The following is a 14,146-nucleotide window of genomic DNA, read 5'->3' on the forward strand; positions in this document are numbered from 1 at the left end:
GTCGACGGTTGGACCAGCTGCAAGGGGAACTGCATGGCATCGACGTTGTTGCGCGCCGGGGTAGCCCTGGCACTGCTTTCATTGAGCACGGCTCCGGCGGTGGGCGCCTCGCGCTTCGTCGCCGATCCCTACCCCAGCACCTACCAGGCGCATCCCGATGCGCCGGTGCTGATCCAGAACGCCACCGTGCTGACCGGCACCGGCCAGCGCCTGGACAATGCCGACGTGCTGCTGCGCGAAGGCCGCATCGTCGCCGTTGGCCGCCAGCTGCAGGCCGATGCCGGTGTCACCCGCATCGATGCGCAGGGCAAGTGGGTCACCCCTGGCCTGATCGACGTGCACTCGCACCTGGGCGTGTACCCCAGCCCCGGCGTCGGCGCGCACAGCGACGGCAACGAGATGACCGCACCGGTCACCGCCAACGTCTGGGCCGAGCACTCGGTGTGGCCGCAGGACCCGGGCTTCGCCACCGCACTGGCCGGCGGTGTGACCAGCATGCAGGTGCTGCCGGGCTCGGCCAACCTGGTGGGTGGCCGCGGCGTGACCCTCAAGAACGTACCCGCGGTGACCTACCAGGCGATGAAGTTCCCCGGTGCACCGTGGGGCCTGAAGATGGCCTGCGGCGAGAACCCCAAGCGCGTCTATGGCGAAGGCAAGGGCGTGACCCCAGCCACGCGCATGGGCAACGTGGCCGGCTACCGCGCCGCCTTCATCGATGCCGCCGACTACATCGCCAAGAACAAGCCGAAGCCGGCCAAGCGCAAGGGTTGGTTCGGCAGCGACAAGGGCGACAGCGCCGGTGATGCCGGCGGCAAGCGCGATCTCAAGCTGGACACGCTGGCCGGTGCGATCGAAGGCGACATCCGCGTGCACATCCACTGCTACCGCGCCGACGAGATGGCCACCATGCTCGATCTGGCCAAGGAATTCGGCTTCAAGGTAGCCGCCTTCCACCACGGCGTGGAGGCCTACAAGCTGGCCGACCGGCTGGCCGCCGACGGCGTCTGCGGTGCGCTGTGGGCCGACTGGTGGGGCTTCAAGATGGAAGCCTTCGACGGTATCCCGGAGAACATCGCGCTGGTCGACCGGCCGAAGAACAGCTGCGCCATCGTCCACTCCGACTCACCCGAAGGCATCCAGCGCCTGAACCAGGAAGCGGCCAAGGTGATGGCGTCCGCGCGCCGCGCGCGCATGCCGGAGATCACGCCCGAACACGCCATCACCTGGATGACCGCCAACGCCGCCAAGGCACTGGGCATTGAAGGCCAGACCGGCACCCTGGAGGCCGGCAAGATGGCCGATGTGGTGGTCTGGAACGGCAATCCCTTCAGCTCGTACGCGCTGGCCGAGCAGGTCTTCATTGATGGCCGCAGGTTGTACGACCGCAGTGCACCGGCAGCGACGCCGCGTTCCGATTTCCAGCTTGGCCAGGAGGTGCGCTGATGGGCGTGTTGAACAAGCGTCGCCGGGCATGGCCCGGCGCTACCTTGGTTGCGCTGTTGTTGATGACAACCGCAGCCTCGGCGCAGGACCTGCTGGTGCGCAACGCGACCGTGCATACGGCCAGCACGCGTGGCAGCCTGCAGAACGCCGATGTGCTGGTGCAGGGCGGCATCATCCGCGCGGTGGGCAACGGCCTGTCGGCGCCGGCCGGCGCCAGCGTGGTCGAGGCCAATGGCCGTCCCCTGACACCGGCACTGTTCGGTGGCATCACCGAGACCGGTATCGAAGAAGTTTCCGGTGAATCGAGCACGGTGGACAGTTCGCTGAAGCTCGGTGAGCAGCCACTGCGGCCGGAATTCGACGTCACCCTCGCCTACAACCCGGCCTCAGTGCTGATTCCGGTCACGCGCCTGGAAGGCATCGGCTTCACCGCGCTGGGCGCTGCCACCGGCGGTGGTTTCGTGGCCGGCCAGGGCGGCGTGATGCGGCTCGATGGCAGCACCGATCCGATCGGCCCGCGTGCCCTGTTCCTGCGCATCGGCGCGGCAGCCTCCGAACTGACCGGGCATTCGCGCGCCGCGCAATGGATGCTGTTGCAGCAGATGATCGACGAAGCACGCGGACAGGTGGCTGCGGACTCGCCGCACGCGCTGCTGACGCCAGCCGGACGCCGCACGCTCAGTCGCTACCTGGCCGGCCAGGGCCGCATCGTGGTGGAGGTGGATCGCGCCGCCGATATCCGCCAGCTGCTGCGCTGGGCCACCCGCGAAAAGGTGAAGATCGCCATCGCCGGTGCCAGCGAAGCCTGGCAGGTCGCGCCGGAGCTGGCCGCCGCACAGGTGCCGGTGTTCGTTGACGTGCTGGCCAACCTGCCGGCCAGCTTCGACCAGATCGGCGCCACCCTGGAAAACGCCGCGCGCCTGCAGCGTGCCGGCGTGCCGGTGTCGTTCGTGCAGCGCGGCGACGCCACCCACAACGCGCGCAAGATGCGCCAGCTGGCCGGCAACGCGGTGGCCAACGGCCTGCCGTGGATCGATGGCCTGGCTGGGCTGACCCGGGTGCCTGCACAGGCGTTCGGGGTGGCCGACCAGATCGGCAGCATCGAACCCGGCAAGCGCGCCGACCTGGTGCTGTGGGAGGGCGATCCGCTGGACGTGGCGCACTATGCCGAGCAGGTCTGGCTGGGCGGCCGTGCGATGCCGATGCGCTCACGCCAGACCGAACTGCGTGACCGCTACCTGCAGCGCAACGCGCAGCCCTGACCGCACACGAGGACACACCGATGGCGACACTGCGCTGGTACTTCGACCTCATCTCGCCCTACTCCTACCTGCACTGGCAGAAGCTGAAGCAGCTGCCGCAGTTCGCGCAGATCCAGACCGTGCCAATTGCCTTCGGTGCGGTGCTGCATCACCTGGGCAACCTAGGGCCGGCCGAGATTCCGGCCAAGCGCCGCTTCATCTACCGCCAGCTGTTGTGGACCGCGCAGGCCGAGGGCACACCGCTGCGATTCCCGCCCGGCCATCCGTTCAACCCGCTGCCCGCCCTGCGCCTGTGCCTGGCCGCCGGTGCCAGCGTGCAGGCGGTGGACGTCCTGTTCGACTGGATCTGGCGCGACGGCAACGCGGCCGACAGCCCTGACGCCCTGCGCGAACCGGCCGCACAGCTGGGTATTGACGATGTCGCCAGCGCCATCGCCGACCCGGCGGTGAAGGAGCAGCTGCGCCGTAACACCGAGGCCGCAATTGGCGCCGGGGTGTTCGGTGTGCCGACCCTGGCTATCGATGAGGAGCTGTTCTGGGGCAACGACGCGCACCCTCTGATGGCGGCGGTGCTGGCCGATCCGGGCCTGCTGCGGCAGCCCGAATGGCTGCGCCTGGCCACCCTGCCGGTGGCGGTGCAGCGCAGTCGCTGAACAGGGCGTGGCGCGTTTCCCTCGCGCGCCTGGCTGGGATTTGAGATAGATTTCACGTTTCCGAACCTACAACCGCCCTGGAGGGGGAGCCGCGGATGCGCATCGGAATCGTCGTCGACTCGGCCTGCGACCTGCCGCCGGACTTCATCGCCACCCACAACATCGTGCTGCTGCCGATCACCGTACGCATCGGCGAAGCGGTGCTGGCCGATCATCGCGATGAACAGGCCACACTGAGCTTTCTGCACGCGCACGTGGCCGAACACGGTGCTGAAGCGGAAACCATCCCCTTCAGCGTCAACCAGATCCGCGACCTGTTCCTGCAGCAGCTGGTGATCGATTACGACCACGTGTTCTGCATGACCATCACCAAGACCCGCAGCCCGATCCATGACAACGCGCTGCAGGCCAGTTTCGCCATCCTCAACGACTACAAGCCGGTGCGGCAGGCAGCGGGCTACAACTCGCCGTTCGCGCTGCGCGTGCTCGACACCCAGAACCTGTTCGCCGCGCAGGCGGTGACCGCAGTGGAAGCGGTGCGCCTGCGCGACAGCAACGCCAGCGTGCAGCAGATCCGCGAGCGGCTGGAGGAGCTGGCCAGCAACGTGCACGGCTACATGGTCACCCGTGACCTGTACTACATGCGCGCGCGTGCGCGGCACAAGGGCGACCGCAGTGTCGGCCTGCTCAGCGCCGCACTGGGCAGTGCGCTGGACATCAAGCCGGTGCTGCACGGTTACCGCGGCGAGACCGGACCGGTGGCCAAGATCAAGGGCTTCGACAACGCCGTGCAGAAGTTGTTCGCGGTAGTTGGCCAGCGCGTACGCGCCGGGCTGATGACACCGACGGTGTGCGTCAGCTACGGCGGTGAGCTGGAAGAGCTGCGCACCCTGCCCGGCTATGCACAGCTGAAAGAGGTCTGCGCCACCCATGGCGTGACCGTGTACGAATCGGTGATGAGCCTGACCGGCATGGTCAACGTCGGCAAGGGCGCAGTCACCGTGGGCTTCGCCGATGGGCCGCATCGGTTCGAGTGAGGCCCCGACGCGGCGCGGATCTGCACATCGATTCCACCGCGGTTGTGCCAGTCTTCCCGCACTTCAAGGAGAACTCCATGCCTGCGCAGTACCACATCAGCCTGCCCGACCCGTCCAAGGCCCGCGGCAATGACCCTGACCTGTCCTTCCATTCGCAGGGCGCCGCCGGTTTCGCCGAAGAGCTGCAGGATGCGCTGCGCAATGGCAGCCTGTTCGAGCGCTGGAAGGCCAAGCAGCCTGACCCGGACGCGGTGGAACCGCAGTGGGGCGTGACCGACCCGGATGCCACCGTGACCGGCGAGCAGAAGGACCTGCGCATCAACCTGGTGGCCACCACCCGCATCGACAGTGACGTGTTCAAGCAGCGCCTGCGCCTTCTGGCAGGCCACCATTGGGAACTGCGCGACGTGCGTTGAGGCCATGCCCTGGTAGTGCCGGCCGCTGGCCGGCAACCGCAACATCGATGGAGGTGCCGGCCAGCGGCCGGCACTACCCCGACGATTTCCTACCAGCCCCCGCCCAAGGCCGTGCTCTGGTCGACGCCAACCTTGGTTGGCGCTTCCGGGAAAATCGCCAACCAAGGTTGGCAACTACCGACGAACCGCCGGGCATGGCCCGGCGGTTCCATTTCCCTACCAACCACCGCCCAGCGCGCGGTACAGCTCCACCCGCGCGATCGCAGCCGTGGCCTGGCTGTTGGCCAGCGCAGCCTGGTTGTCCAGCGCGATGCGCTGGGTGGTCAGCACATCCAGCATGTCGACCACGCCAGCCTGGTACTGCCGGCGCGCCGCGCCCAGTGCGCTCTCGCTCTCGTCCACCGCCACATGCAGCTGCACCGTGCGCTGCTGCTCGGCGGCATAGCCATCGATGGCGTCGTCCACTTCGTGCCAGGCCTGCAGCACGGTACGGCGGAACTGCAGCGCCGACTGTTGCTGCTGCAGCCTGCTCAGCGCGAGGTTGGCCTTCAGCCGCCCGCCCTGGAAGATCGGTACGCTGATGGACGGCCCGATGCTGAAGCGGTGCGCGTTCCAGCCATCCAGATCATCCAGCTGCTTGGCCTGGAACCCAGCGTCGCCATTCAAGGTGATGCGCGGCAGGAAACTGGCCTTGGCCACGCCGATGCCGGCCGTTGCCGCATGCAGTGCCGCTTCGGCACGACGGATGTCCGGGCGACGCTCGGCCAGTTCACTGGGCAGCCCCACCGCCACCGCCGGCAACGCCGGCCAGTCACGGCGTGCATCCTGCAGCTGCGCGTCCAGCGCCTGCGGCGGCTGCGCCAACAGGAACGCCAGCGCATTGCGCAGCTGCGATTCGCGATGCCGCAGCGGCGCGATGCGTGCCTGCAGCGATGCCACCTGCGCGGACGCGCTGGACACCTGCAGCGTGCTGGCCACGCCCTGTTGCTGGCGTGCCTCGGTCAGGCGCTTCATGTCGAGGGCGATGCTGAGGTTGTCCTCGGTGATCGCCAGCAGCTGCCGCGTCGCGCGCAGCTGCAGGTAATCACGCGCGGTTTCCGCCAGCAGCGCGATGCGCACCGCGTGTGCATCCTCCTCGGCCATCTGCACGCGTGCGTCGGCCGCTTCCACCTGGCGGCGCACACGCCCCCACAGATCCAGTTCCCAGCTCAGGCCGATGCCGGCCTGGAACAGCCCGTAGTCATCACGGCCGCCGTTGCCGGACGGATCATTCAGGCCCACCTCGCTGTTGCGTGCACGCACGCCACTGGCGCTCGCGCTGACGCTGGGCAGGCGATCGGCGGCGGTGATGCCACGTGCGGCGCGGCTCTGCTGCACGCGGTTGGCGGCCAGCTGCAGGTCCAGGTTGGCCGCGAGCACCTGGCCGGCAAGCTGCCCCAGCAGTGGATCGTCGAAGCCGGCCCACCAGGCCGCGTCCTGGTCGATGGCGTTGCCGGCGACCGCCTCACCCTGCCAGTGGCTGGGCAGTTCCGCCTGCGGGCGTACGAAGTCCGGACCCATCGTGCAAGCAGCCAGGGCCGTGCACAGGCTGGCCGCAACGAAGGTGCGGAACAGGGTGACTGCGCTCATGCACCCTCCCCGCTCTTGTGGCCCGGACTGTGCTGCACGCTCTGCGCGCGGGCGCGGCTGCCCAGGTCAACACTGGCTTCCACCGACATGCCGGCACGCAGCTGGTCCAGCAGTGGCTGGCCGGGTTCCAGCACGATCTTGACGGGAATGCGCTGCACCACCTTGGTGAAGTTGCCGGTGGCGTTTTCCGGTGCGACGGCGGCGAAGGTGACGCCGGTGGCCGGTGCGATGCTGTCGATGTGCCCGCGCAGCGGCTTGCCCGGGAACACGTCCACCTTCAGCTCGACCTGTTGGCCGGCCTGCATGCGGGTCATCTGCGTTTCCTGGAAGTTGGCGACCACGAAGGCGCGCTTCAGCGGTACCACCGCAGCCACCGGCGTACCCGGGGTCAGGTAGGCGCCCACGCGTACCGCACGACGGCCGACCATGCCGTCGATCGGCGCGCGCAGCACGGTGTGCGACAGGTCCAGTTCGGCACGCGCCTGCGCCGCTTCTGCACGCTGTACCGCCGCCTGCGCGGCCTGCACGCCAGCGCTGAGGATGTCGGTGCGCTGGCGTGCGGTCGACAGCGCGGCCTGGCCCTGCTGCAGATGCGCACTGGCCACGGCCTGCTTCGACTGCGCCTGCTGTGCGTTCTGCACGGTGCCGGCGCCGTCACGGGCCAGTTCGCGGTAACGCTGCTGGTCGGCGCTGGCCAGGGTCAGTTCGGAGCGGCTGACATCGACACTGGCCCTGGCCTGTTCAATCAGCGAGTCCTGCTGGGCCAGTGCGGCCTGCGCGTTGGCCAGCTGTGCACGGGCGTTGGCGAGGTCGGCACGGGCCGCCTGCAGGGCCACCTGGTAGTCGCGGTCGTCGATGCGGGCAAGCACGTCGCCCGCCTTCACCGACTGGTTGTCCTCTACTTCCACGGCACTGACGAAGCCGGGAATCTTCGGCGCGACCAGCGTGTAGTCGGCAACGACATAGGCATTGTTGGTGGTCTGGTGACCGCCGTCGCGCAGCAGCAGCCAGGCACCGATGGCCAGGGCCAGCACGCCCAGGCCCAGGCCGGTATTGAGAGTGGTTCGATTGATCGTCATGAGGGGGTTCCTGCGAAAGGTTCAGGCCACGGCACGTGGCGGATGGATGCGGGTGGGCATCCAGGCAATGAGGGGAATGAAGGCCAGCGCCACCAGCGCGACCACCCAGTACAGGTCGGCCGAGGTCAGCGCCTGCACCTGCGCATGCAGGCGCGCGCCCAGCTGCGGGCCCTCGGCCAGCCACGGCTGCTCGCCAAGGCGGTCGACCAGCACGGTGGAATGGAAATGACGGCGGCCCTGGGCGACGGCATCCAGCACGCCGCTGGCGAGCACGGCAGCAAAGCCCTTGACCGTGTTGAACCACGCCGAGGCGAACGGACCGTCCTGCGGTGCCAGCCCGCCAGTGGCCAGCATCAGCAGCGGCAACACCGCCATCGGCTGGGCGAATACCTGCAGCAGCTGTACCCACAGGAAGTTGTCGCGGATCCAGGCCACATCCAGGTGCGAGCCCAGCCAGCAGGCCAGCGCCAGCATCGCCAGGCCGGTGGCCTGCACCCAGCGGCAATCCACTGCGCGGATGTTCAACAACGCCGCCACCAACGGCAGTGCGATCACCTGTGGCAGCGCCACCCACAGCAGCATCGGTGCGGTCTGCAATGGCCGGTAGCCCTGCACGCTGGCCAGGAAACCGGAGGGAATCGAGATCACTGCCAGCAGCACGAACAGCACGCCGCCCAGCGTCACCAGCGAGTAGCTGAGGTTGCGGTTGGCCAGCAGCTGCAGCTTGAAGAACGGCAGCGGGTGGAACCATTCATTGATCATGAACAGCACCATCAGGCCGGCGCCGCCACCGATCATCAGGGTGATCATCGGCGAGTCGAACCAGTTCAGGCGCGGGCCCTGCACCAGGCCCAGCACCAGCAGCACCAGCGCCGGCAGGCCCAGCGCCAGGCCCACGCCATCGAACTGGGCAAAACGCTCCAGCCGCAGCGGGTCCTGCGGCAGGCCCCAGCTGACCATCGCCATGGCAGCCAGGCAGTACGGCACGATCTGCCAGAACGCCCAGTGCCAGCCCACCTGCTCGACCCAGAACGCGGCCAGCGGCGTGCCCATGCTCGGGCCGAAGGTAGCGGTCAACGCGTAACCCGCCAGGCCATACAGCTTGATGCCCGGCGGCAGGAAGCGCAGTGCCACGCTCATCAGCAGCGGCGGCAGCGCACCACCACACAGCCCCTGCAGCGCGCGCAGCAGCAGGAACACCTGCAGGTTCGGGGCAAGCGGGCAGAGCACGCCCAGCACCATGAAGCCACCGATCATCGCCAGCGCGAAGCGGCGCAGCGAGAAGGTGGCGGCACACCACGGGGCGAAGGCCATCGCGCTGACCGACATCGCGCTGTAGAGGGCGACGATCCAGCTGCCGTCATCGACGCTGAAACCCATCGCACCGCGGATGTCGGCCAGGGCGACCTTGGTGATGTTCTCGTTGAAGCCCGACACCAGCACCGCCAGCAGCACGCCACACAGGCCGACCAGAACGCGGCGGTCGAGCCCGGGGGCGGCGGCAGGACGGGGCGCAGCAGCGGCCGGGACAGCGGCGGCCGGCGTACTCATCGCCGGGCACCGATCCGTGCAGTGCACGGCATGTTGAGGGTCATTGGAATGCGCTCAGTGAAACTCCGGGGAGCGCAGTCTAGGGAGCTGGTACCCTGCGAAAAATGGCGCAGCCCGCATCCCAGGCGTGCGTCAAGCGCACGCATGAAAGTGTCAGCGCGGAGCCTCCCCTGCGCTTTCGCACATGGTCTTGATCGAGCGCCGCAGCCACTGATGCGCAGCATCGTTGTCCAGCCGCGGGTGCCAGGCCTGGACGATGGCGGCGGTGCGCACCGGGATCGGCAGCGGGAACAGGCGCAGCGGCAGGCGCATGCTGACGATCCGCTCCAGCATCACGCTCGGCATCTGCGGCAGGATCAGGTCCGACTCGGCGGCAGCGAAGATCGCGCCGTGGAAGGTCGGGCTGATCAGCGCCACCCGCCGCTGCAGGCCCAGCGTGGCCAGGTCGTCATCGATCGGGCCACGCGGCAGCCCCCGCCGCGACACCGCGATGTGGTCGCAGGCAGCAAAACGCTCGGCGCTGATCTCCTCATCGAACAACGGATGATCTTCGCGCGCGGCGCCCATGAACGAGGTACTGAACAGGTTCTGCACCTTGGTATCGGGCGCGTGCTTGCCGGCGGTGCTGATGTACAGGTCGATCCGGCCCTGCGCCATCGCGTCGTCGTCGGTATCGCCCTCGGGCACGAAGCGCAGCACCGCGCGCGGCGCCTGCTGGCGGAACAGTTCACGCAGGCGTCCGCCGAATCCACCGATGAAGACATCATTGGCGCGGACATTGAAGGTGCGCTCCAGGGTGCGCAGGTCGATCTCGCGACCGGCGTTGAACACACGGTGGGCCTGCTCGATCACATCGCGGACCTGCTCACGCAACTGCAGCGCGCGGGGCGTGGGGGCCAGACCGCGGCCGGCACGCACCAGCACCGGGTCGCCCAGCGCGGTGCGGATCCGGCCCAGGGTACGGCTCATCGCCGGCGCGCTCAGGTTCATCCGCCGCGCGGCGGCGGCCACGCTGCATTCGTCAATCAGCACGTCCAGTGCCAGCAACAGGTTCAGGTCCGGCAGGGGCATGACAGTCTCCAGTAAATCAGATGACTCTACGACACTTGTAACCACAGTCGATTGCGTTTTACGCATTCATTGACTGCCGCGCACGGCATGGGTGCGCGCAGTGACATCGGCGACCATCCCCGGCCTGCCAAGGAGACATCCATGTTCAATACCCTGCTGGTCGCCCTGGACGGTGGCCCCCAGCACGCACGCGTGCTGGACCTGGCCGCAGCCATCACCGGCCCCCACAGCCGCCTGCACCTGCTGTGCGTGCTCGACCCCGAATTCGCGCTGGCGGCCGATGCCAGCGAAGCCGACCGCATCGAGTACCCGGAAGCCGCCCGCCAGCGCTCGCGGGCCGAAGCGGTGCTGGCCGAAGCCCTGGCCGAGCTGCGCGAGCGCGGCGTCGACGCCATCGCGCAGATTCCCTCGGGTGACCCGGGCGAAGTGATCAGCGAGCAGGCCCGGCGCCTGAAGTGCGACCTGATCGTCATCGGCCACCGCCACCTGTCCCGCCTGGAACGCCTGTTCGAACCCTCGATCGGGCAATGGACCATCGACCACGCGCCCTGTCCCGTGCTGGTGGAAACCCGCGACCCACAACCCTAGCAACCATGGCCTCCCGTTCCCCGTTGTTTCCCACCCGCGTCAACTACCGCGCCTTCGGCCGCCAGTTCGGCCGCGGCGAACAGGCACTGCTGGCGGCGATACGCCAGCTGCACGATCCTGATCAACAGGCCGATGGACTCGCCCAGCTGAGCAGCCTCGGTATTGATCCCGAAGGCTGCGACGCGTTCGTCGGCCTGCTGCCGCTGCTGGCCACGCCCACCGCCCCGATCGACCTGCTGCCCGCTGGCTCACCGTTCATCGCGGCCAGCGAACTGGACCTGCTGGTCTGCCTGCTGCGCATCGCCCAGTGGCGGCATGCACGCCCGCGCGAAGATGACACGCTGGCACCGTTGCGCCAGCAGCTGGCGCGCTGTGCGATGGCCGTGCAGGCGGCAAACCTGCCGTTGCGCCAGCGCTCTTTGTCACCGGTCGGGCTGAGGCTGCTCGATCCCACTGGCTGGTTGCGGCAGCGCTGACCCGGCCGCGCCGCCCGTGCGTAATCACGCACGGGGACCGGGCACCCGGCGCGCTCAGCAATCCATCCTGCCGTGCGCACTGCCTTCGTCGTCGAGCACGTGCGCATGCAGGATCACCTGGTTGCGACCGGCACGCTTGGCGGCGTACAGGCCGGCATCGGCATCCGCCAGCAACTGATCCGCGCTGGCCAGAGCCGGCGGGTGCAGGTAGCCCACGCCGATGCTGATACTGACCGACCCTTCCGGCAGTGGCAGCGCCGCCACCGCCTCACGCAGGCGCTCGGCCAGCGCCAGCACGCCCGACAGCGGGCTTCCGGGCACGATCACCGCAAATTCCTCGCCGCCGTAACGGGCAACACTGTCACCGGCACGGCCGGCACTGATCTTCAGGACCGTGGCCACGGCCTGCAGGCAGCGGTCCCCGGCCGGATGTCCGTGGCGGTCGTTGAAGGCCTTGAAGTGGTCGATATCCACCAGCAGCAGGCCCAGCTCGGTGCCGCTGCGCCGCGCACGGTTCCATTCCGCCAGCAGCAGTGCATCGAACTCACGCCGGTTGGCCACACCGGTCAGGCCATCCTGCCGAGCGAGCTGGTCCAGCGATGCCTGCCGTTCCATCAGGTCCACCTGCAACAGGATGCTGCGCACGCCGAAGCCCAGCGTTGCCACCACGAAGCCAGTGACCGCCAGCGGCCGCGCATGATCAACCACCAGGGTACCGACCACCAGCAGCAGCAATGGCAGGATCATCGGCCCCGCCGCCTGCACCGTTCTGCCCAGCCTCGGGTGCATCACGAACGTCGGCGCAGGCGCCTGGCTCATCGCCAGCAACGCCAGCAGCAGGAACGGCAGGTCGATCAGCAGATCGTTGTAGGCACCGAAGGACTGTTCCGAGGTGTAGTGGTTGATGTAGTACGCCACCATCAGGTAGCCCACCGCGTAGATCGCCAGCGCGCGGAAGAAGTTGCGCCGCTCCGGAACGTCTCCCACCAGCCAGCGCACCACCGCAAACCCGGCAATGCACAGATTCTGGATATCGAACATGCGCTGCATGTTGGACAACGCGTGGTCGTCGATGTCGACGCGCGCGGCGAACGACTGCGCATGCACGAAGAACAGCACGCCCAGCAACGCGGCCATCGCCGCGTCGATCAGGCTGATGCTCAGCCGCTCGCGGCGTGCACGGGCCAGGATGAACACCAGCGGCACGCCGTACAGCACATACAGGAACAGGCTGGCCTGCGGCGTGACATCGGCACGGCCGGCACCGAGCGCATCGATCATGTTGACGGCCATGCCACCCGCCCAGAGCAGCAGCGCCAGGGCGGTGGCGCGCCAGCCGAGCGCGGCACGGTCGCGGCGCGCCCGCCACAGGCAGGCCGCCGCCGCCAGCAACGGGGCACCCGTGAGGAACCCGAAGGAACCCGCACCGGCCGGACCCGACCACAGGGCCACGACCAGGCCGTGGCAGAGCACATACAGCAGCGCCAGCACTACCGGCATGCATCCCCCGATCCGCAAGGCCGTATGGGCGCACGATAGCCCCGCTCGCGCCACGGCCACGTGATCCAATACAGCAAATACGACACTTCGCGTGCCCCGCCATGGGAGTGCCGGCCGCTGGCCGGCAATCCCGGGGAATCACAGGGCTGCAGGTTGCCGGCCAGCGGCCGGCACAACCGGAAAGCCGTCAGCCGTGCAGGGCGCGGGCGTGGTGGGCGATGTGCTCGCCGATGAAACTGGCGATGAAGTAGTAGCTGTGGTCGTAGCCCGGCTGCAGGCGCAGGGTCAGCGGATGGCCGGCGGCATCACAGGCCTGCTGCAGGCGCTGCGGTTGCAGCTGGGTCTGCAGGAATTCGTCCGCCTGGCCCTGGTCGACCAGCAACGGCAGGCGCTCAGTGGCCACGGCGACCAGTTCGCTGGCATCCCACTGCGCCCAGTCCGCCGGGTTGTCGCCCAGGTAGGCGTGGAAGGCCTTCTGCCCCCACGGCACGTGGCTGGGCGCAACGATCGGCGAGAACGCCGACACGCTGCGGTAGCGCCCCGCGTTGCGCAGCGCGATCACCAGCGCACCGTGACCGCCCATCGAGTGGCCGCTGATGCCGCGCGCATCGGTGACCGGGAAATTCGCCTCGATCAGTGCCGGCAGTTCCTGCGCCACGTAGTCGTGCATGCGGTAGTGCTTCGCCCACGGTGCACGGGTGGCATTGAGGTAGAACCCCGCCCCCTTGCCCAGGTCATAGCCCTCGGCATCGGCCACGTCATCGCCGCGTGGGCTGGTATCGGGCGCGACGATGATCACGCCATGCTCGGCCGCGTAGCGCTGCGCGCCCGCCTTGGTGATGACGTTCTGCTCGGTGCAGGTCAGCCCGCTCAGCCAGTAAAGCACCGGCAATTTCTGCGTTTCCGCCTGCGGCGGCAGGTACACGGCGAACTGCATGTCGCAGCCCAGCGTGGTGGAATGATGGCGGTAGACGTCCTGCCATCCGCCGAAACAGGCGCGGTGTTCAATGCGTTCCATGGTGCTCTCCTGCGCGGCGCGTCAGCGCACGCGTGCTTCTGGTAGATGCCGACCTTGGTCGGCTTATCCACGCGCGGCGTGGATGCCTTTGTTGATCCGTTCATCCAGCTGCGCCAGCAGGCGCAGCAACGATTCGACGCCAGGCTGGCCATCAAGATTGCGCCAGGCCGCCACGGCCACATCGCTGCGCGGCGGCCACTGTCCGGCTGCGCGCGCCTCATGAAGGCGCGGCAGGAATACCTGCGCAAGCCACTGCTCGAACGGCATGCCATCGTCGCTGCCGAAGGCCGAGGTCACCGCACGCGGTGGCCCCACCTCCCCCACTACCCAGCCCAGCGCACGCAACGCCTGCTCGATCGGAGCCACCAGGGCCGCGCGCGGGTCTTCCGCACGCGGCCGGCGCAGAGCATCCAGCCAGCCCAT

14 protein-coding genes are annotated in these 14,146 nt (G+C 68.4%); 7 read left to right on the forward strand and 7 right to left on the reverse strand.

Annotation, left to right across the window (positions count from 1 at the left end; genetic code table 11):
* Positions 1-33 precede the first annotated feature (33 nt).
* The 5 genes from ACZK4Z_RS19035 (at position 34) to ACZK4Z_RS19055 (ending at position 4,811) form a co-directional block, all read left to right on the forward strand.
* Positions 34-1,443, forward strand: a complete 1,410-nt coding sequence (locus ACZK4Z_RS19035; RefSeq protein ID WP_049462465.1) for an amidohydrolase — start codon at positions 34-36, stop codon at positions 1,441-1,443.
* Complete coding sequence (locus ACZK4Z_RS19040) at positions 1,443-2,705, forward strand: amidohydrolase family protein (protein ID WP_253143916.1); 1,263 nt, start codon at positions 1,443-1,445, stop codon at positions 2,703-2,705. Before ACZK4Z_RS19035 ends, ACZK4Z_RS19040 begins: the two co-directional genes overlap by 1 nt.
* A gap of 20 nt (positions 2,706-2,725) precedes the next feature.
* On the forward strand, positions 2,726-3,358 hold the full coding sequence (locus ACZK4Z_RS19045) for a 2-hydroxychromene-2-carboxylate isomerase (RefSeq protein ID WP_049421816.1): 633 nt from the start codon (positions 2,726-2,728) through the stop codon (positions 3,356-3,358).
* A gap of 95 nt (positions 3,359-3,453) precedes the next feature.
* Positions 3,454-4,395 (forward strand): DegV family protein, encoded by a 942-nt coding sequence (locus tag ACZK4Z_RS19050; protein ID WP_032129875.1) that lies wholly within the window; start codon positions 3,454-3,456, stop codon positions 4,393-4,395.
* A 77-nt stretch (positions 4,396-4,472) separates the two neighbouring features.
* Entirely contained in the window at positions 4,473-4,811 is a 339-nt protein-coding gene (locus ACZK4Z_RS19055) for a hypothetical protein (protein ID WP_032129876.1), read from the forward strand.
* Positions 4,812-5,027: 216 nt separating this feature from the next.
* Here the strand turns inward: ACZK4Z_RS19055 and ACZK4Z_RS19060 are convergent, their stop codons facing one another.
* The 4 genes from ACZK4Z_RS19060 to ACZK4Z_RS19075 all read right to left on the reverse strand — a co-directional run bounded on the left by ACZK4Z_RS19060 (position 5,028) and on the right by ACZK4Z_RS19075 (position 10,141).
* Positions 5,028-6,440 carry an efflux transporter outer membrane subunit gene (locus ACZK4Z_RS19060; RefSeq protein WP_125895595.1) on the reverse strand — a complete coding sequence of 471 codons (1,413 nt, stop codon included), beginning with the start codon at positions 6,438-6,440 and terminating at the stop codon, positions 5,028-5,030.
* Positions 6,437-7,519: an HlyD family secretion protein gene (locus tag ACZK4Z_RS19065; protein ID WP_006384446.1), complete on the reverse strand. Its 1,083-nt coding sequence runs from the start codon at positions 7,517-7,519 to the stop codon at positions 6,437-6,439. Before ACZK4Z_RS19065 ends, ACZK4Z_RS19060 begins: the two co-directional genes overlap by 4 nt.
* A gap of 21 nt (positions 7,520-7,540) precedes the next feature.
* Positions 7,541-9,070, reverse strand: coding sequence for an MFS transporter (locus ACZK4Z_RS19070; RefSeq protein WP_032129878.1), 1,530 nt, complete (start codon positions 9,068-9,070; stop codon positions 7,541-7,543).
* Positions 9,071-9,223: 153 nt separating this feature from the next.
* The gene (locus ACZK4Z_RS19075; RefSeq protein WP_032129879.1) at positions 9,224-10,141 is read right to left on the reverse strand and encodes a LysR family transcriptional regulator; all 918 of its coding nucleotides are present in this window, start codon (positions 10,139-10,141) and stop codon (positions 9,224-9,226) included.
* Between the two features lie 141 nt (positions 10,142-10,282).
* On the opposite strand from ACZK4Z_RS19075, the gene ACZK4Z_RS19080 reads away from it, so the two are divergent.
* Complete coding sequence (locus ACZK4Z_RS19080) at positions 10,283-10,729, forward strand: universal stress protein (protein ID WP_478450166.1); 447 nt, start codon at positions 10,283-10,285, stop codon at positions 10,727-10,729.
* 5 nt (positions 10,730-10,734) lie between these two features.
* On the forward strand, positions 10,735-11,205 hold the full coding sequence (locus tag ACZK4Z_RS19085; protein WP_049400257.1) for a hypothetical protein: 471 nt from the start codon (positions 10,735-10,737) through the stop codon (positions 11,203-11,205).
* A 54-nt stretch (positions 11,206-11,259) separates the two neighbouring features.
* Here the strand turns inward: ACZK4Z_RS19085 and ACZK4Z_RS19090 are convergent, their stop codons facing one another.
* From ACZK4Z_RS19090 to ACZK4Z_RS19100, 3 genes are all read right to left on the reverse strand, one after another.
* Positions 11,260-12,705 (reverse strand): GGDEF domain-containing protein, encoded by a 1,446-nt coding sequence (locus tag ACZK4Z_RS19090; protein ID WP_125895596.1) that lies wholly within the window; start codon positions 12,703-12,705, stop codon positions 11,260-11,262.
* A 187-nt stretch (positions 12,706-12,892) separates the two neighbouring features.
* Entirely contained in the window at positions 12,893-13,723 is an 831-nt protein-coding gene (gene fghA / locus ACZK4Z_RS19095) for an S-formylglutathione hydrolase (protein WP_478450167.1), read from the reverse strand.
* A 63-nt stretch (positions 13,724-13,786) separates the two neighbouring features.
* Positions 13,787-14,146, reverse strand: coding sequence for a YqcC family protein (locus tag ACZK4Z_RS19100; protein WP_049421830.1), 360 nt, complete (start codon positions 14,144-14,146; stop codon positions 13,787-13,789).

It is taken from the genome of Stenotrophomonas sp. 71799_Sma, assembly GCF_056482505.1.